The 18051-nt window shown below is 55.4% G+C and carries 14 protein-coding genes and 2 tRNA genes; 7 read left to right on the top strand and 9 right to left on the bottom strand.

The window, feature by feature from the left end:
* The first annotated feature begins 26 nt into the window (after positions 1–26).
* Positions 27–1448, top strand: a complete 1422-nt coding sequence (locus K3165_RS08365; RefSeq protein WP_221548421.1) for a hypothetical protein — start codon at positions 27–29, stop codon at positions 1446–1448.
* The gene (locus K3165_RS14190; RefSeq protein WP_345720757.1) at positions 1354–1683 is read left to right on the top strand and encodes a helix-turn-helix transcriptional regulator; all 330 of its coding nucleotides are present in this window, start codon (positions 1354–1356) and stop codon (positions 1681–1683) included. The genes K3165_RS08365 and K3165_RS14190 overlap by 95 nt, the downstream gene beginning before the upstream one ends.
* Here the strand turns inward: K3165_RS14190 and K3165_RS08355 are convergent.
* From K3165_RS08355 to hspQ, 3 genes are all read right to left on the bottom strand, one after another.
* Entirely contained in the window at positions 1680–3002 is a 1323-nt protein-coding gene (locus K3165_RS08355; protein ID WP_221548418.1) for a tyrosine-type recombinase/integrase, read from the bottom strand. The genes K3165_RS14190 and K3165_RS08355 overlap by 4 nt on opposite strands.
* Before the next feature lie 153 nt (positions 3003–3155).
* A tRNA-Ser gene (locus K3165_RS08350) sits at positions 3156–3246 on the bottom strand.
* Positions 3247–3346: 100 nt separating this feature from the next.
* On the bottom strand, positions 3347–3727 hold the full coding sequence (hspQ, locus tag K3165_RS08345) for a heat shock protein HspQ (RefSeq protein WP_221548416.1): 381 nt from the start codon (positions 3725–3727) through the stop codon (positions 3347–3349).
* Positions 3728–3889: 162 nt separating this feature from the next.
* Between hspQ and K3165_RS08340 the strand changes: the two genes are divergently transcribed.
* A tRNA-Ser gene (locus K3165_RS08340) sits at positions 3890–3979 on the top strand.
* A 589-nt stretch (positions 3980–4568) separates the two neighbouring features.
* On the opposite strand, the gene K3165_RS08335 is transcribed toward K3165_RS08340, so the two are convergent.
* Positions 4569–6545 (bottom strand): TIR domain-containing protein, encoded by a 1977-nt coding sequence (locus K3165_RS08335; RefSeq protein WP_221548414.1) that lies wholly within the window; start codon positions 6543–6545, stop codon positions 4569–4571.
* Between the two features lie 234 nt (positions 6546–6779).
* On the opposite strand from K3165_RS08335, the gene K3165_RS14225 reads away from it, so the two are divergent.
* Together K3165_RS14225 and K3165_RS08325 are read left to right on the top strand one after the other, a co-directional pair.
* On the top strand, positions 6780–7199 hold the full coding sequence (locus tag K3165_RS14225) for a UrcA family protein (RefSeq protein ID WP_425594403.1): 420 nt from the start codon (positions 6780–6782) through the stop codon (positions 7197–7199).
* Positions 7200–7395: 196 nt separating this feature from the next.
* Positions 7396–8484 (top strand): helix-turn-helix transcriptional regulator, encoded by a 1089-nt coding sequence (locus K3165_RS08325; RefSeq protein WP_221548411.1) that lies wholly within the window; start codon positions 7396–7398, stop codon positions 8482–8484.
* A 191-nt stretch (positions 8485–8675) separates the two neighbouring features.
* Here K3165_RS08325 and K3165_RS08320 read toward each other — a convergent pair whose 3' ends face one another.
* From K3165_RS08320 to K3165_RS08305, 4 genes are all read right to left on the bottom strand, one after another.
* Complete coding sequence (locus K3165_RS08320; protein ID WP_221548410.1) at positions 8676–9125, bottom strand: hypothetical protein; 450 nt, start codon at positions 9123–9125, stop codon at positions 8676–8678.
* 315 nt (positions 9126–9440) lie between these two features.
* Complete coding sequence (locus K3165_RS08315) at positions 9441–11420, bottom strand: TIR domain-containing protein (protein ID WP_221548408.1); 1980 nt, start codon at positions 11418–11420, stop codon at positions 9441–9443.
* 269 nt (positions 11421–11689) lie between these two features.
* Entirely contained in the window at positions 11690–13372 is a 1683-nt protein-coding gene (locus K3165_RS08310) for a GMC oxidoreductase (RefSeq protein ID WP_221548407.1), read from the bottom strand.
* Positions 13372–13932, bottom strand: a complete 561-nt coding sequence (locus K3165_RS08305) for a gluconate 2-dehydrogenase subunit 3 family protein (RefSeq protein ID WP_221548405.1) — start codon at positions 13930–13932, stop codon at positions 13372–13374. Before K3165_RS08305 ends, K3165_RS08310 begins: the two co-directional genes overlap by 1 nt.
* 29 nt (positions 13933–13961) lie before the next feature.
* On the opposite strand from K3165_RS08305, the gene K3165_RS08300 reads away from it, so the two are divergent.
* On the top strand, positions 13962–14945 hold the full coding sequence (locus tag K3165_RS08300; protein ID WP_221548403.1) for a sugar phosphate isomerase/epimerase family protein: 984 nt from the start codon (positions 13962–13964) through the stop codon (positions 14943–14945).
* A 205-nt stretch (positions 14946–15150) separates the two neighbouring features.
* Here K3165_RS08300 and K3165_RS08295 read toward each other — a convergent pair whose 3' ends face one another.
* Positions 15151–15540 carry a UrcA family protein gene (locus K3165_RS08295; protein ID WP_221548401.1) on the bottom strand — a complete coding sequence of 130 codons (390 nt, stop codon included), beginning with the start codon at positions 15538–15540 and terminating at the stop codon, positions 15151–15153.
* A gap of 385 nt (positions 15541–15925) precedes the next feature.
* On the opposite strand from K3165_RS08295, the gene K3165_RS08290 reads away from it, so the two are divergent.
* Complete coding sequence (locus K3165_RS08290) at positions 15926–17896, top strand: winged helix-turn-helix domain-containing protein (protein WP_221548400.1); 1971 nt, start codon at positions 15926–15928, stop codon at positions 17894–17896.
* Positions 17897–18051: the final 155 nt, after the last annotated feature.

The raw sequence follows: 18051 nt of genomic DNA, 5'->3' as shown, positions 1-18051 counted from the left end.
CATTACAGATACATCAGGAGCTTGAATTGAGTGCCTTTTTCTCCAAAATCGATGTCGGGTCAGATTTCAGTGAAGAGGGTATTCGCAAAGCGATTGACAGCAATATCGATACCATTCTTCGAAAGAACATGAGCCGCTTTCAATATGCTCACGCTACCCTTGCATTTGACATACCGCAGCGACTTCCATTGCAGCATTTAATGGATCATCGCGTCCGGCTGCCACGCTTGCACGTTGGCGCTGAAGCTGCAGATCAAGTTCAAATCGATTCAGTTGTAGATCGGCTAAATCGGATGCTGTGTGTCCGCGCACATCCAGGTGCTCGTGAGCTCCTCGCAGATGCGCTCGATCTCGATCCCGTGCAGGACGCAAAAGATCTCGTTCGGATCATGAAGATAAGCCCGACGTCTTTCCATCTGCTGATCCGAGGGAGACTCGGCAAAGCGATCAAGGTTTCTATAGGGCGAACGACAGCGAGAGAAACTCGCGAACTTATGCAATCATTGATCGCTCGACTTCTGGTTTACCATTGCGCGCACCAAGTGCAGATGATTGCTGCGCGCGGTAACGTCATAGACCGATTCCCAATCCGACTGACGATCTCTGAACGAGAGCAAATGCTCAGTGGGCTCTACGCCGATGCCCATAAACTGCTCACTGCACTTGAGTTGATCTCAAAGAAAGTGATGGGAGAATCGAAACAATGGCCACAGCGTGATTTCGTCAAGGACCTCAAGCCAAAGGCCGAAGAGATTGTGGCTGGACTTACCTTTTCAGAGGATGAGCTGCTTGTCATCCTGCAGGGTGCTTGCACTAGTCGTCGAAGTGCGCTCAAGCAGGCTCTCACATTTTTTGACTTCCTTCGAAACCAGCCAGCCGACTCGCTCCACAAGGCGATTTTCGGCATGACATCCTTCGAAACGCTCATCTTTGCGGTCACGCGCTTAGTGCAGCTGAAGGACAATGCGTCGAAGATCGTAGGGAAGGGCGTTCTCGTGCGTCCTCGGATGATTCCATTCTCACCGGTAAACCTTCCGCGTGTAAACGATGCGGCAGTTTCAAAGGCCTTTCTTGTCTATCGTTCGATTTTGCTGCGCGATGATAAAGCTGAAGAGATCTTCAATGATACAAGACCCATAAACCTGCAGGACATCTGGTCCAACTGGCAAGCAAAAGGCGACGACTATGGAGTGGGCGGCTTCTCAGAGATTAGGCCCTGTTTTCATTTTCTGAATAGAGAGCAATTGAGTTTGCCCATGGCGGAACGGTTGGAAATTGGTCAGAAAGTCGATGTTTTACCGGAGTTTCTTCTACAGCAATGGGCACCAAAGAGAAGGGTTGGTGGGGTGCCCCATGCGCGGCTCGCCCTGGAAATGGGTAGAAACGCCCATGCCCAAAAACAATCGCATCGACCGCCGAATGTCCGCCGAGCGTCTGGAAAACGATGAAGAGATACCACTACGCCCGCTCGACAGCGGCACCCAACTGCCTTCTGTCGGCAACTACGCGCGTTTGGATCGGTTCATTCGTGTCGAAGAGGTTCTCTATGTGACGGGTATGAGCTGCTCCACCCTATACCGAAAAATCGGGAGGGGCACTTTCCCCCGCCAAGTTAATCTCGGCGTAAACATGGTTGCTTGGCGTGAGTCCCAAATCGCCGATTGGATGCAAAATCCAACCTAGCGAGACTTGGATAGTGGTCGCCTTGGCCCTTCAAGCAACTCGGTGCTGCTCATCTGCTCGTCCATGATCCAGTCGGCCCAGAGCTGCGCGATTTCGCGACGACGATCCATATATCCTGCTCTATTATATCGGCGTTCGGTTTCTGACATTCCAGCAGGCGTATGCGCGAGCATCAAGTCGACAATCAGACGCTCAAGTACGAGGCGCTGATCGGCTCCCACGTGTTGGCGCGCAAAATGCTCGTTCATGTTGGTCGAGAATGACGACCTCCAACCATGGCTGACGTGGCGGCCTTTGTAACCAAGGCGATGATACATATAGTTGACCGCATTCTCGCTCAAAGGACTAAACGAGGAGCGATTGCCCGGAAAAACCAGAGGTCCGCGACCAGTCAGTCGCCTAACCGTTTTAAGCACTTCGACGGACTGGCGAGCCAGCGGGACCTTGTGGTCGAAAGCGTCATCACCTTTCAATTCGAGTACCAGCTTCATGCGTCCTGCGGGAATGAGCCAATACGCATTCTCGTCAACTGCCCCAGCATCGGACCATGTTATGTCGTGGAATTCGGACCACGGCGCGGTTCGGATCATTCCCGGTCTCTGAGCCGTCAGGGCCATAAACCTTGACGCCAAGCGGGTGACTGGATTGGCGCCGGCACGGTCGACTGCAGCGATCAAGCCACGTATTTCGTCCAGATCGAGAAGTGCCGGCCACCGCTTGCCTCGGGGCACGGGCTTCAGGAGTTCGCCTATATCGGCAGGATTGTGTGTTACGACCTGCCTAAAGCGAGCAAACTTGAAAACACTCGCAATTCGTTGCCGGAGCCGGTGTGCGGTCTCGATCGCTCCCCTCGCTTCGACTGCCTGGAGAGTCGATAGAACTAGATGCTCATCGATGTCTGGCATGGCCAAGTCGCCCAAAACGGGAAAAAGATCCCGCTCCATACTGCTGATGACATCGTCGGCATGAACTTCCGTCCAGCGATCTTTCTGAACGCTGTGCCATTCGCGCGCCAACGCTTCAAACGTGTGCTCGTGACGCTGCGTATTAGTCAGTTTCGCGAGTTTGGCTTCGTAATTCGGATCCCGACCTTCTCGAAGAAGCCGTTTGGCGTCGTCGCGCATATTGCGCGCTTGGGCTAGTGACACTTCCGGGTATGGTCCGAAGACAAGTCGTCGTTCCTTGCCGCCGAATCTGTATTTGAAGCGCCACGATCGATGACCCGTTTTCGTAACGAAGAGATGCAGCCCACCGGAATCGGCCAGCTTATAATCTTTTTCGCGCGCCTTCGCTTTTCTGACTGCTGCGTCGGTCAGCATGCCCCCACCTCACTGATTTCGTGCCCCCAAACTGCCCCCACATCATCTGGCATTAGGCGACATTGGGTGACAACGCTTAGGACACCGAACACCGCCAAATGCAAGCAATTACAGTCGAATAGATAAGGGGTGGGAACCCTTGAGAAAGGGAAGTGGCGGAGCAGGAGGGATTCGAACCCTCGATACGGGGTTACCGTATACACACTTTCCAGGCGTGCGCCTTCGACCACTCGGCCACTGCTCCGCGCGCCCTTTCGGGAGAGCGGGCCTCTAGCGAGGTTCCGATGGGGGCGCAAGGCGACTTGCGCGGCGAGAATGCCCGCGACCGAGGCACCCGCGCCGGATCAGTGGGTGAGCCGCGTCCTCATGCGGTATCGGCCATTCTCGAAATCGCCGAAATACTGGTGCACATCGGGGTGCGATACAGGGCCTGCGAGCGAATCGCGGATGAGGTTCTGCTGGCTGACATAGGCGACGTAATCGCTCTCGTCGCTTTCGGCGAGCAGGTGGTAGAACGGCTGGTTGCGGTCGGGCCGGATCTCTTCGGGGATTGCCTGGTACCATTCGTCGCTATTGGCGAAGACGGGGTCGATATCGAAGATCACGCCGCGAAAATCGAAGACGCGATGGCGCACCACATCGCCGATGGCGAAACGCGTGCGGATGCGGCTGGGCGCCTCGATCGTGCGACCTGCCGTTGCGGAGAAAAACGTAGCCCTGTCCATGAGTGGGCAGGATATGGTGCGCTGCGGCGAATAGACAAGGGGTAGTGCCCCGCCGTCCCCCGATTTCAGCATCAAAAGGGGTTGGCAAGCCAGCCGGTGGCGGCTAATGGGCGCGCTCGCTTCGACCCGCGGGCCCTGCCCGCTCAAGCGCACCCGACATGCGGAGAGGTGGCAGAGTGGTCGAATGCGCTGCACTCGAAATGCAGTATACGGGCAACCGTATCGAGGGTTCGAATCCCTCCCTCTCCGCCACTACTCCCCGGAATACGTGAGCTTGTAGCTCGATTCGGAAGGGGATGCCCTAAAAGTAGCACCAATAGCACGCTCATAGGCGGCTGAGACGTAAGATACAGCTTGATTGTTTTTCAAGCAGGCGTCCGTGCTCGCTCGGGGCTTGAACACCGAACTGCTAGTTTCCAGGCTTTGCTACTTTAGAAACTTCGCGCGGGCGAGAAACTGTAATAGCGGTCTAGCTAGGTCCTCCGACCGCCCTCAGGTCTCCAATGGCAGGAATTCGACCGCCCCCTACCCCCCAATGTCCGGAAATGGGGTGGAAAGCGGACAATGCGGCCCACACGAAAAATGCCCCGCCATTGCTGGCAGGGCATTCCCGGTTCTGCGGCCCGAAGGGCTCCACTTGCGTAAGGTCCTAGGGGTCATATCAGGACCAAACACCGGGTTGCAGCCAAGCCCTTTTATAGATCGCCTAACGAAACCCTGTCCAGAAATTGTATAAAAACGCTATCGCTGATCGCCAGCTATCGGCGCACCGCTCGCGGCGCAGATCAGTCACGAGCTTGGTGGAAAGCGGATGTGTCCTACGCTTGATACACAAATCTTGTCATAATTTTGCGGGCGAGATTAATTGGTCAAACGAAGGCTCAGCTCGGATAGAATCCAGCAAGGGATCATTCGGAGCAAAAAGAACGCCAGGATCTCCAGTTTCGAATGCCCTCGCAAGAGCTGACAAAGCAGACGCTTTGTCACCCCATTGAGCATGCACTTGCGCCTGTTGATAGAGGCAAGCATCACCATATTCGTCGATCATCTCTCCAAACGCATTCCGAGCGCCTTTCTGATCGCCTAGCTTATCTGCGGTAATCGCGAGACCTGTCAGCTTGAAGATGGAAACGGGTTCGGCATCGAACGCTGATTTCGCACCAGGAAAGTCTCCTTTAATAAGTCGAGCGACACCAATGCCGTAATTCGCGCTGGCGATCTTAGGATTCAGCGACAGAGCCTGATCCATCCGTCTAATCGTCGCCTCGTAGTCGCGCCCGAGAAGGGCAATAAAGCCCGCGGTCCTAAACGACCGGGCATTCAGTGGATCGAGTTCGAGAACCCGATTGATCATTTCCTGTGCAATGATGCGCTGTCCGCCGTACGCATGGAATATTGCGGTATTTCCAAGGACCGCCGGGTCCCCAGGCGCGAGTTCCAACGCCTTCTTGTAATGACGAAAGGCGCCCGAGAAATCGAGCTTTCCGTAGCTCAGTGCAAAAGCAAGTGCCTGGTGACCATCTGCAAGATTTGGTTCAATCTCGATTGCCGTTCGCGCCGCAGAGATAGCGCTGGCAAACTGTCTATTGGCTTCGGCAGAATCCGAACTGGCGTTGGCAATTGCTGAAAACGCCGTTGCACGCGCCGCATGTGCCGTCGCGTACTTTGGATCGAGAGCAATAGCCGCCTCGAACCGCTCCAACGCGCCGCGGTCGGTCTCAACTCCGGACGAAAGAGTAAGGAACGCCATTCCTTGAAGATAAGCTTCATATGCCTTTATGTCCGATGTGCCGCCAACTGCCTTCTGCTGTTCTATCGTGCGGCGCGCCTCACCTTCGCTCGCGATCTGCGTGACCAAAGCAAAAGCAACCATCTCAGCGATCTCAGATTGGACGGCGAAGACGTCTTCAATGCTACGGTCGTAACTTTCGCTCCACTTCACGAACCCATCTTCGATCTCTAGCAACTCCGCGAAGATTCGAACCTTGTCTTGCATGCGCTGTACGCTGCCGCGCAGGATACTGCGCACGCCGAGCGATCTTCCAAGTGAGAAATCGTCTTCATCGACATCTGCTGTTGATGACGTCGGAGCGGAGACCCGAAGCAGTGGATTGCGCGAAAGGACCTGTCGTAACTCGTTCGAAAGTCCATCTGAGAACCATGATTGGCTTTCATCGCCGGTGAGATTGGCAAAGCGCAATACGGCCATTGAGATGGCGGCTGAACCTGCCGACTGAAATAATCCCATCTGCCACCCACCAACTGCAGCGACGCCGCCTGACAGGGCAATTCCGCCAACAATGAGTTTGCGACGAGACAGCGCACTCATCGCTGTCAAACCGTTGGCCGCTCCATTGGATAGTGCACCATCCGGCGAGGATTGGGCGTGTCGCGTCGAAGGCGATTTACCTTCTTCGTCTTGGTCGACTTCTTGAGCCAGCGCGCGCAATAGATCACGGAAAGCTTTCTCATCTTCGGGCCAGTTTGAGAAGTCAATCGACTGAATTTGACGGAACCCGAACGGAGGCAAGGTTCCTTCAAGCGAGATCGGAACCAGTTTATGCTCGTCGCGCGCGTAGCTGGCTTCATCGAGCACCCAGTGACTTTCCAACGATCTGGCAGACCAGGCTACAATCACTGCCTTGGCTGTTCTTATCTCCTTTTCGATGTCCTTGGCGAAATGTCGACCACCTTCGATCTGTTGGTCCCACCATAAGCTGTGGCCGTTCTCCTCAAGAGCAGACACGAGCTCGGCAATCTTCGATTGATCGGCTCGTGCGTAGGAGATGAAAATGTCCGCCACGATCTGAATTTGCATCCAAATAGATTGTATGTCGAGGATTGGCCAAAAATGCGGTTCTATGGCCGCCCCGAATTCGACGTCGAGTCCGATTGAACCTGGAAATCGCCATGGCAGGGCGACCGCAATCGGGCCGTTAGCTGCCCGTCCGGTCGTGGCACATCGCTAGCTCGGTGAAAGCGTCGTCAGATGGGTGGCAAGCGGACATTCAAGTCTGTTTGCTCGATCATCTAAGCATCGAACATATGTCCGATGCGCTGGCTACGGGTTTGGCTCATTTTCTTCTTGTCGATGCGACGATCAAGAAAGGAAACAGCCATGTTTAAATGCACGCTATGGGCGTTCTGCCTCGCAACCTACGTCGGAATTTGCCCATCCCCGACGCTAGCGCAGGATGCCCCGACAGAAGAGGTTCACTTTATGGATTTGGATCTCAGGACACCTGCCGGGGTGAATACCCTGGATACGCGGATAATGGTCGCAGCACGGAAGGTCTGCCGCAAAGTCAACTATTTGGGCACTTTCAAATTGCTTCACATTCGCAATTGCCGAAAGGAAACAATAGCTGACGTTCAGCCAATTCGCGATGACGTCATCGAAAATGCAAGACGCCGTCAGGGGTTCGTGGAAATTGTCTCACTTTCCGTCACGTCAAACGTGAAAACGAGATGATAGATCAGTAGTTGCCGGGCAAGTCATGCTGGCCTGGCAACTACTATCCACTGCGGAAGAGTCGCGGGGCGGCTAAGGTCAAACAAGAAGGCGGTGCCCTCCCTACTTGGGTTCCACTTAGTCAGCCGGTCCTCGCTCTCAACCAATTTGGCCGGAATATGCTATCATTGGATCGGAGCAACGCGGAGCCTGCACAGTGACGCAGCCTAATAAATTGGATCATGCTGTTTCGGAAATATATGAAGCAGCGCTCTCTCCTGAAAAATGGGACAGTGCTCTCGTTGCGATTGCCGAGGCGATGGGCGCATCTCATTCAGCCATGATGATCCTCGAAAATGGCCACCTGGTGGACGGCTCGATGCCCATGATGGATCCAGCACATCTCAAGACTTACGCGAATATAAAAGCAAATGAACCAACCGGCGAGTTTGGTATCCCCCCTGAAACGGTATCTCTGGGAAAAGTTGTCGGAATTGACAGTGAACGTGATCGTGAATCTTTTGAGGCAAGCGTTGAGTATCGAGAGTGGTGGACAGAACATGACCTCGGGATTGGTGCACTGTTCGCAAACTTAGCCATTGGCGGCTCGCGTCTGGCGCAAATAGGAATTTACCGACCGCGAGACGCTGGCTTCACATTGACGGACCGAGAGCGATTAGAAAATCTGTGTGACCACCTGTTGAGGGCAAGTAGAATTGAGAAGCGGCTTAGTTCGAACTTATCGCAAACATCAGGTAGTGACAGTCACGGGTTCACGACAAATCTGATTGTTGATCAAGACTATCAGATCCTGACTGACGCAAATCCAACTTTAGATTACCTTAGGGAGCTTGGCCTGATCGAAGCTTCTCGCTTTGGCGAGAAACTCGCTTTACGGCACAATGAGTTGAAAAATCTAATTGATAAAGCTCAGCCACCGGCGCAGTCTGGTGGTTCATTCGCCATCTCTTCCACAGACGGGCAAAGGGTATGGATCGATGTTACTCCAGCATCCCCCAAGGGCTCAGAAACCGATTGGCTTTGCCTTGATCGCCCGGCTGCGCTCGTCCAAGTTACATTGCCGAAGAAGCGTATTCCACTTCGAGTACACGGGCTCGCACGTGAGTTCGGTCTGACACCGGCGGAAAGAGCAGTCGCGGTTGAGATTATCAAGGGCGATGGAAGGGCTGCTACAGCTCGAAGACTGGGCGTTTCGGATAGTACAGTGCGATCACACTTATCCGTGATATTCCAAAAGACCGGCGTTCACCGACAAGCTGAGCTTATCGAACTTCTTGTAGGCTAAGCCTGCGAAGTGCGCAGGCACCGCAGTAGGCTCTAATGAAGAGCATCGCGTCGGCCGCAATCGGGTCGTTACCAGCCGGTCCGCTTTTGACACAGCGCCTGCTCGGTGAAGCTGTCACGAAGTGGGTGGAAAAGCGACAATCAGCCTCTTTGATACCGCACGGTATTCGACTGGTGCTGTCCAAGCGTCATTTACCGTCTCGTTGACCAATCAAGTGTCAATGTCACGGTCTCATATGCCGGATAGAACTCTTCAGGAAGATTGAAGGGCGCGGCCTCAATGATCGCGAAACGGGCCATTTTAGCGTGCTCACTAGCCAACCCTTCATCTCCCCCGAACCCAATCTGCTTTACGACGTTCGGGAGGGAGGCAAGCGATCCATCCCTGTTGAGGCGAAATGTCACCGTCGTAGACTGACCGTCCAACGTCGACTGCGGACGCCAATGGGGTCTGACAGCTCTGGCGATCATGTGAATGAGCATTGCCTTTTCACGCCGTGTCGGCTCACGGATTTCAGCTTCAGGGGCGTCACGCCGACCCTCGAGAAAGTCGGGATTGATCCTCGATTGCTGATTGGCCGAAACGCCTGAACCCGCCGCCAGAAATGCGCCTATGCCGCAGAATAGTGCCGTCTTCTTCATGTGCCCCCCCAACCTTCTATTTAGTCCTTTAGACGTAACGCAAAATTGCTGAATTTGCACCCCAAACGGTGTTCACAAGGTAAGCAGATGCACTCTGCCGAGCCTTGCAATGGCCAGCGGATCACAACCAAGCAACGCACTCAGACAATCAGGAGCCGAGGTTTCCGAACTGCAAGACGGTCAGTCTCACAACGACGGCAATCGGGTCGATACCCGCACGTCCGCTCGTGGCACACCGCTAGCTCGGCAAATCGGTCACGAAGTGGGTGGAAAGCGGACACTAAGGCTTAACAGCGCAGAAAGACAACTAGGCTCTCATATTCTGTTCGGCAGAAACCGGTCCTTCGGATGATAGCGGTATCGTTCGCATTCGGCTTGGAAGTCATAGGAAACCTCGTCTGCGCAATCCGGCCAACTGCCAGTTTCAAGCCAGTACTCTACAAGCCCTAGTCTAGCACACAGCTTCACGAAGCGTCGGTCTTGCCGCAACTGCGGATAAGCAGAAGAAAACAGCAGATGGGGACGATAAGCATTTTCTCCTAAGACGTCCCCCTCGTTCCCGGACGGCCCCAGGCGCACCGTTTCTGCGAGCCTATATCCCTCATCAGTGAAGCCCAAGTCCGACCATAGTGCGAGAAGAAATGGTTCGATTGAGCCAAACTTCGTCTGTCGCTTGGTGTAATCTTCAAGGAACGTCCTTGCGGCCTCCGTAGACCCGCTCAGTGCGAGCCGACCGGCGTCAGCCGCCCATGCATATTGACCAAGCGAATACTTGCGAAGAACGTCTGGGTCCAACAACTGGTCAAGAGCGTCGCGATCATTATCTCTTGTGTAGACGCCAATGAGCGTGGCTCGGACATTGTAGTCGCCGGGTTCCGCAGCGAGCGCCTGCTCCAGCATCTCCCGCCCCTTGGCAAACTGTCCAGCCCGCCAAATCGCCATACCGAGGTAGCTGTCAGCAACATATGCTTTCCGCGCACGATATTCTTGCATCAAGGCTATCGCTTCGCGCTTGCGCCCGACGCATTCGAGATGGAAGGGGTGGTGGACGTTGGCGATGCCCGACTGCTCCCACATCGCACTCCATTTTTCTTCGAGCTTTCCTTGCTCGACGAACTGCCCGAATGGCGAATAGAATGACCACTCAGCGGCGATTGCGTTTGGGCATTTCGGATCAATTGAAAGGGCACGCTCAAGCGCACCTTTTCCAAGTGCGATGATTGCATCGCGATCATTGTACGGTAGCTCGTGACTTTGCCAGCTAAGGATCAGAGCACGCAAAGCCCATCCATCAGCGAATTCTGGAGCCATCCTGACGAGGCCAGCAGACAAACTTTCGAACTTTTCGAGGTCCATGCTTCGATACATGAGTTGGCGCAGCTGAAGGTAGAGGTCATAAGCCAATGGATCGATCTTCGGCGCTTTGCTCGGCGAAAACGCTGCGTCGAGCGCCTGAGCGATAGCCTCTGAGATCTCGTCCTGAATCGTGAAGATGTCATCCAAGTCCCGATCGTAATGCTCCGACCAAAGAGTGGTAAGGCTTTCGACCTCGGTGAGGTGCGCGAATATCCTGACTTTGTTGCCAGCACGCCTTATAGAACCATCCACCAGATGGCTTGCGCCAAGGGCTTGCGCTGCCTTGGCTTTCTCTGTCCCCCTGAATTGGAAACTCAGCGCTCTTCCGACAACTTTTAGCTCGGAACCGGATGATACCCTTCCCAAAATGTCCTCTGATATTCCGTCGGAAAAATACGCCATCTCTCCGTCGGTCGATAAGTTGTCGAACGGAAGCACGGCGATCAATTTATCTCCCGATGGAAGACTTGATCGAGCGAACTCGCGCGGAGCTTCCACGCGCGTGCAAGCCTTCGAAGCCTTTTTCGCGCCTCCCCCTATTGTGGAAGAAATCTCTTCGACCAGCGCCCGCCAAGTCGGGTCGCTAGTCGCACCACTCCATCCCCTAAGGTCTGCCGATTGTATGAGCTCAAAAGCAATTGGACGCTCGCAAGCTTCAATCATGCAAGGGACGAGAATATCGCGGCGTTCCGCGAACGTGGCCTCGGCTCTCACCCACCGGGAGGCAACCGAGTTTTCCGACCAGAGGACAACGACGGCTTTCGCAGTTCGCAAGGCTATTTCGATTTGCTCGTCGAACGCTTGGCCACTTCGGATTACGTTATCCCACCAAACTTTCAGCCCCTCTTCCTCCAATGCGGTCGCGAACAATCGTGCGCGTTCGCTGTCGGCACGACTATAAGAAAGGAAGACATCTACTGCTGGCAAAAATCCCCCCATTATACACTGGGTCGAACGCAAGCCGGCCGGATTCGCTGATTAATCAGCACCAGAAGTGGGCGTAGTCATTGTCTGTCACACAATCGATCGTCGCACAAATAAATGCTGTGGTGGGAGGCCGCCTTACGGGTAACTGCGTGGGGCCTTGTCAGCGATCGGGTCATCAGCGCCTGGTCCGCTATTGTCACATCGCCAACTCTGCAAATCGGTCATGAAGTGGGTGGAAAGCGGGCGATGAAAGAACTGCTGCGGGCGCAAAGGACTTAGCGCTAAATCAAATTGGCCTTCAACATGCCTGCAGCTGCATCGGCTGCTCGGGCCGACATCGCCATGTAAGTAAGAGACGGGTTTTGGCATGCGCTTGAAGCCATCGCAGAACCGTCGGAGATAAAGAGGTTCGGCACGTCGTGCGACTGATTGAAACCGTTCAGAACCGACTTTGATGGATCCTTGCCCATGCAGGCCGTTCCCATCTCGTGGATCCCCTCGCCGGGAATGGCAAGCGGATCACTCTCAATCATAACCCTGCCGCCGGCGCTTTCGATCATCTCGCGGCAATCAACAATGGCCGTGCTCATCATCTGCTGTTCATTCGACCCATAAGAACAATCGATATGCGGCAAGGCTATGCCCCACTTGTCTTTCTTGGTTGGGTGCAGAGTGACTCGGTTTTTCGGGTTTGGGAGCATCTCCCCGAAGGCAACCATCACCATCCGCCAAGCGCCCGGGGTCCGGGCCTTTTCCATCAAGCCTTTGCCGATCCCCGATTGAGCCAGACCATTGTCCAAAATTGGAGTTCGTGTCCCCCACCACTGGATGCCAAAGCCGCGGGAAAAATCTGCAGGCTCGGTCACATTGCGATAGCGCGGAGTATAGCAAGTGGTAGGTCTGCGCCCCCGGTAGTAGGTTTTGGGACCTCCTTCGAACTGGCCTGATACAAAAGTGCTGGGGTGATCCATGAGGTTTCTGCCTACCATCCCGGAGCGATTGGCCAGACCTTCCGGGAAGGCCTCTGAGCGAGACGCAAGAAGGATCGCGGCGGTAGGGATCGTGGAGGCGTTGCAAAACACGATCCGGGCTTCATAGCTTCTGGCGTCCTTCGTTTTTGCATCGATGACACGAACGCCGGACACCCGGCCTGCCTGTGGATCGTACTGGATGGAATCGACTATGGCATCGGTTACTATAGTGAGGTTCCCCGTTCTTTCTGCTGCCGGCAAAGCTCCAGAAAGGCTGGAGTAATAAGCACCGTAGCTGCAACCGCTCTGACAGATATCGCGGGCCTGGCAGCGCCCGCGGCCCAACTCTTCTTGATGCCTCCTCGACTCGCTGAGATGCGCGGTACGCGCATGGATGAAGTTTCGTCCTGGGAATGCCGCTTTCATCTTCAGCGCAAATTCCCGCTCGAAATCGGTCATGCCGAATGGAGGAAGAAAGTCTCCATCCGGCAGAGTATCGATACCGTCGCGCGCGCCCGCCACACCGATGAAGTTTTCGATGTGGTCGTACCAAGGGGCGAGATCGTCATACCCGATCGGCCATTCAGACCCGATGCCTTCGCGGGCGTTAGCCTCGAAATCCATTTGCGAGAGACGATAGCTCTGGCGATGCCATGTCACGGATCGACCGCCGAGGTGAAACCCACGGTACCAGCGGAACGGGCGGTCTTCTGGGGTTGAATAGGGATGGTCGCTATCTTTTACCCAGAATTGCTTGGTGGCGCTGGTCATCGCATAACAGTTGCTCTGGATCGGATAGTCGCGGGCTGCCTCCTCTTCGGGAATGCCGTCCAAATGGGGTCTTTCCCAAGGCTCCATCCAATCCGTGTAATCGGTTCCATGCTCGACATGCCGTCCGCGCTCAAGCAGCAGTGTCTTGAGACCGCGCTCACATAGTTCCTTTGCCACGATACCGCCGCTCATCCCGGAACCTATGACAAGGGCGTCGAACATCAGCCTCTGTTCCAAAATTGCACGCGCGTTGCGCGTGTGAGGGGTATCGACGGGGTCCAGCCACCGGGGTCATGATCCCAGTCCAGCTCACGGTTCAACGCAATCTCGGAATGGTAGAAACCCGCGATCAAGAGGTTCTTCAGGGCCAGATACCAGCGGCCTTCATCGCCCTGCTTCTCGATGTCCATCATGTCGATGTCGTGGGTCTCCAAAAGACGCGATTGGGTGGTGGGGTCTGCAAGTGAGAAACCCACACCCGCCGAATGCAGGGCACCGATTGCATCGATAGCTGAAACGAGACCTGTGCGCGTTTGGGCGCTCGCCCATTCATCAAGCAAATCCACCACGATACGAGGCAACCCAGCGTCCAAGGCTCCTGTACCGTCACCGCCGGGAAGCATGGCATTGCTGGTGGCTGCGAGAATGGCGAAACGCTCTTCGGATAGCCCAAGCGGCTTAGATTGCGGCTCGCTGCAACCGCTTGCTGCGAAGACGAGACCTGCGGAAATCAAAGAATTTCGCAAGATTTCGCGACGACTGAAAGCAGATTGACGGATCATCGAATTCTCCCGTCCGCTTGAAGGTGCATATGGCATTCGATACATCACGACAAGTAGAAGGGATTGTGGTGTATGCATTGCGGATAAGCAGGAGAAACGCGCTCAAAGGCACCATGGCGACGCTTGGGTCGCTTATGGCTGCCGGATGTATGTCGGCACACAATTCCACCTTCTTTTCGCCTACCGGCCCTCAAAAGCTTGGCATCCAGCTTTATACGCTGGGTGACGAGGTCTGGACTGATGTGGGAGGCAATTTTGTCCGGCTCTGGGAACTTGGTTTCCGCGAACTGGAACTGCCATCAAACTATCCTCTGCCTGCACGCGAGGTCCGTCGTCTGGCAGAGGCTGCAGGGCTCGACGTGGTGAGTACGCATATCGACATATCAGCAGCTATCGAAACGCCTGAGGAGGTTCTTCGAGCTTGCACAGACTTGGGCGTGAAAGACGCCATTGTACCATTTCCAGATCTTGGGCCTGATTTTGCTGTGCCAGAGGGCGGCGACTTTGTCGGCGCGATCGCGTCGTTCTTCGGCGTCAAGGATGCCGATTACTGGACTCGAACGGCAGCAGACCTGAATATTGTCGGGGCTGGAATGAAAGCGGCTGGCTTGCGCTTCGGATATCACCACCACAACATGGAGTTTCGCCCTATCGATAGCCGGACAGGTTGGGATATAATTGTCGTGGAGACAGACCCGGATTTGGTCGGCTTTCAGATCGATACTGGCTGGGTGTCCGCTGGTGGTCTCGATCCCGTCGAGGTCCTCGCCTCAATTGGTGATCGCGTGATGTCATTGCACTTGAAGGACTTATCACCTTCATCGCAAACCGACTATGCACTTGGCCTTGCCACTGCCAACATCGGGCGAGGCCGGCTTGATTGGGAAACCATTCTGGCGGCCGCAAAACAGATCGGCGCAAGGCATTTCTTCTTTGAACAGGAGGGGCCGTTCGCCAGTTCGCGCATGGCCGCCGCGACCGAGGCTGGGCGCTACCTTGGTTCCCTCAAGTAACGCCACCTCCATCCATAAACCTGACTTTCCGCAATCGGGTCGTTAGCAGCCTGTCTGCTCCTGGCACAGCGCTAGCTCTGCAAATCGGTCACGAAGTGGGTGGGAAGCGGATTTAGAATCGCCCTCTCGGCAACTCCGAAAAATCTCCGGCGTCGACATCGACAGCCCGCAGTGCAGTCGATGCGACGCCGAAGCCGGGTGTCTCTTACTTGGCCGACTTGCTTCCGGCCGAAACCATCACAGCGAGCCGGGTGGGGGCGGCTTTGCCCATCGCGATCCGTGCAGCGGCATCTGCAATTTGCCGGTCAGCCTCGCTCCACGCCTTCGCGCGGCATTCGCTGTGATCCGGGTAGATATTGATCGGACCCTGGATGCGTGCGGGGCAGGCCCAGTTGACGGCCACGGCGACGCGGCTCCTCAGGCGCTCCATGTCCTGTGCCTGCGAGATGTCGAGATCATTGAAATCGACGATCCTGACCCGCGCATCAGGGGACGCCTCGACAAGGAGGTCTGGAGTTTCCTGTGCCTGCAGCGGTGCTGCAATCGACAGGGCAGCGAAACCGATGGCGATGGTTCCGATATGATTCTTGCTCATTTGATTATCCTTTCCTCATGCGTTTTCGGTCGCGGTGGGAAACAGGAAAATCCAGCCCGTACCGTGGGCTGAGCCCTCCGCGATCGTTCAAAGTGTTCTTCGTCCAGAGGGCTCGGGATTTCCGCTTGCCCGGTGGTGAGACCTTTTTGCGCCGGGGCGGGAAATGATGCCTTGGTGGTTGCATGAGGATTGCGTGAAACTACGCTGAAAACTGTTGTTTTCCTTAAGGGGAATCGGAGAAGATAAGGCAGATCAGCTACTTATTTCTCTGCCGAAAGTTCGCCAGCCGGCCCCACCAGAATTGGCAATTCGCCTCGGATTGTGACAAGATCGCCAGACCGACCGACGGCAACAGCTTTTCTTAAGGTCGGGGAAAGGTGCCGATGTGGAAGAGTTTCGCATCGGGTCGCATATCTTGCAGCCTCATCGCCAGCTCCTGCTGGATGGCGAGCATGTGCATCTTGGGCCGCGGGCTCTGTCGATACTCACTGTCCTCGCAGAAGCTGGCGGTGAGATCGTCACCAAGGACGAATTGATGCAGGCGGTCTGGCAAGACGTCACTGTCGAGGAAAACGCCCTGCAGGTGCATGTAACCGCTGTCCGCAAGGCACTAGGCGATGATGCGGGACGCCTGCACACCTTACGCGGAATCGGATACAGTCTAGAGACCGCAGAAAACCCAGAGCAGAACGGCGAAATCCTATCGACCAGCGTCGGTGAGGAAGCGGCATCGAGCGGTAACGCCGCTATTTCAAGCCCTCGCTCGAATCCGTGGCGCAATTGGGTCATCGCTTCGCTCGCAGCAGTTGGCCTCGTCCTCCTGACATTGGGAGCATTCTGGATCCTAGCACCTTCCGACCCGATCACCGCTGGGGAACGAGCTCCGACGACTTTGGCGGTCCTCCCGTTCGAGGTGACGGGCGACGAGGAATGGCAGAAACGTGGGGAGACGCTGAACGCCTCGCTTTCGAGCAACCTGACGCGGGTGCCCGATATCGAGTTTGTCTCTGTCTTCGCAGCAAGGGCGGTCGCTGACGATGATCTATCGCCTTCCGCGATTGGAGCGCGGCTTGGAGTGGATCATTTTATCGAAGGCGACGTTCAGGCGACCGGCGACCGCCTGACCGGTTTGGTACGTCTTGTAGAAGTATCCTCCGGGCGGCCGATCTGGAGCGGCGAAATCGAGGGCGACAAGAGATATCCTGACGAGTTCGAGGCTCTTCTCCTAAACAGGATTTCGGGCGTATTGATCGCGCTTCGCAAGATCGCTCAGGGTGACGTCGAGATCCCGCAAGACCTTGATCCGCGCGCATACGAGGCGTTCCTCGATGGAATGGCAAGGCTCACAGTCACAACCTGGGAGGACCATTGGGATGGATTTCGCCAGATGAAACTGGCCGCTTCGATAGAACCGGACTTTGCAGCGGCGCATGCCGGCATTTCCTTGACTCTCTCACTAGGATCGAATGCGACCTTCAACACGATGTCGCGAGAGGAATTTTTGGCGCAACATGAGGCGAGCATTGCCAAGGCCCTTGAAATTGATCCGGACAATTTCATGGCGCAATTAGCGGAAGCATTCGCGAAGCTTGGCGCTCACGGGGACATTCCTTTCGCACTCGAGAAGGCTGATGAGTTGCTTGAGCGTCGCCCTAACGACGGTCATGCGCACCAGTTGAAAGCGTATGCGCTAAACATGGCCGGTCAAACGCGCGAGGCCATGACGCATTTGGACAGGGCGATGGACGCTGATCCTTTCAACTATTGGTTACACGTCTATCGCCGCGGCAACCTCATAAGCCTTAACGATTACGCGGGGGTGAAACGAAGCGCCCTGAGCTGCAGGGTTCATTGCTGGCGTGCTGCAAACCAATGGTGGGCGGCGCTGCTCAAAATCGGCAGCAGAAACGACTACGAAAACGATATCGAGACGATGGCTGCCATGTATGACGATGATCGCGCCTACTATTCCGGAGAAGCCGGGCGGGCCCAATCGCTCAGGAGCCATGCCGAGTTCATTTTCCTAGATCGACCGAACCCGTATATGCGCGATTACGACATAGATGAGGGATCCGGGTGGGGCATCAATGACTGGAACCTGCTGCTTTTCCGATACGGTTATGTAGACGCAGCATTCGATCTCGCGATGGAAAAGGTCGAGGTGGCCCCTGTCGGACATATCGGTTTTTGGCTAAATGGCGGGCGCCTCGCCCCCAGTGAGGAAATAAGGGCCGACCCGCGTTATCACGCAATCTTCGAAATTCCGCGATTCAAGGCTGTTGCCGACTATCGCCGGGAGCGAGGGATTACCGACGGCTTGCCGTTTTTCCCTGTGAGGCCATACGAAGCGAATTGAGCGTCAATGTCCGCAATCGGATCGTTAGCCGTCCGTCCGCTCCTGACATAACGCTAGCTCGGTGAAAGCGTCGTCAGATGGGTGGCAAGGGGACATTCGCGGGATCGCATGATCGAAGTCCGCTAGCTTTAGAAGCAGACCCGTGCCGGACGCAT

This window comes from Qipengyuania xiamenensis (assembly GCF_019711495.1).
Classification (GTDB): domain Bacteria; phylum Pseudomonadota; class Alphaproteobacteria; order Sphingomonadales; family Sphingomonadaceae; genus Qipengyuania; species Qipengyuania xiamenensis.
Note: the sequence above shows the minus strand (reverse complement) of the source record. Positions and strands in the feature narration are given on the sequence as shown.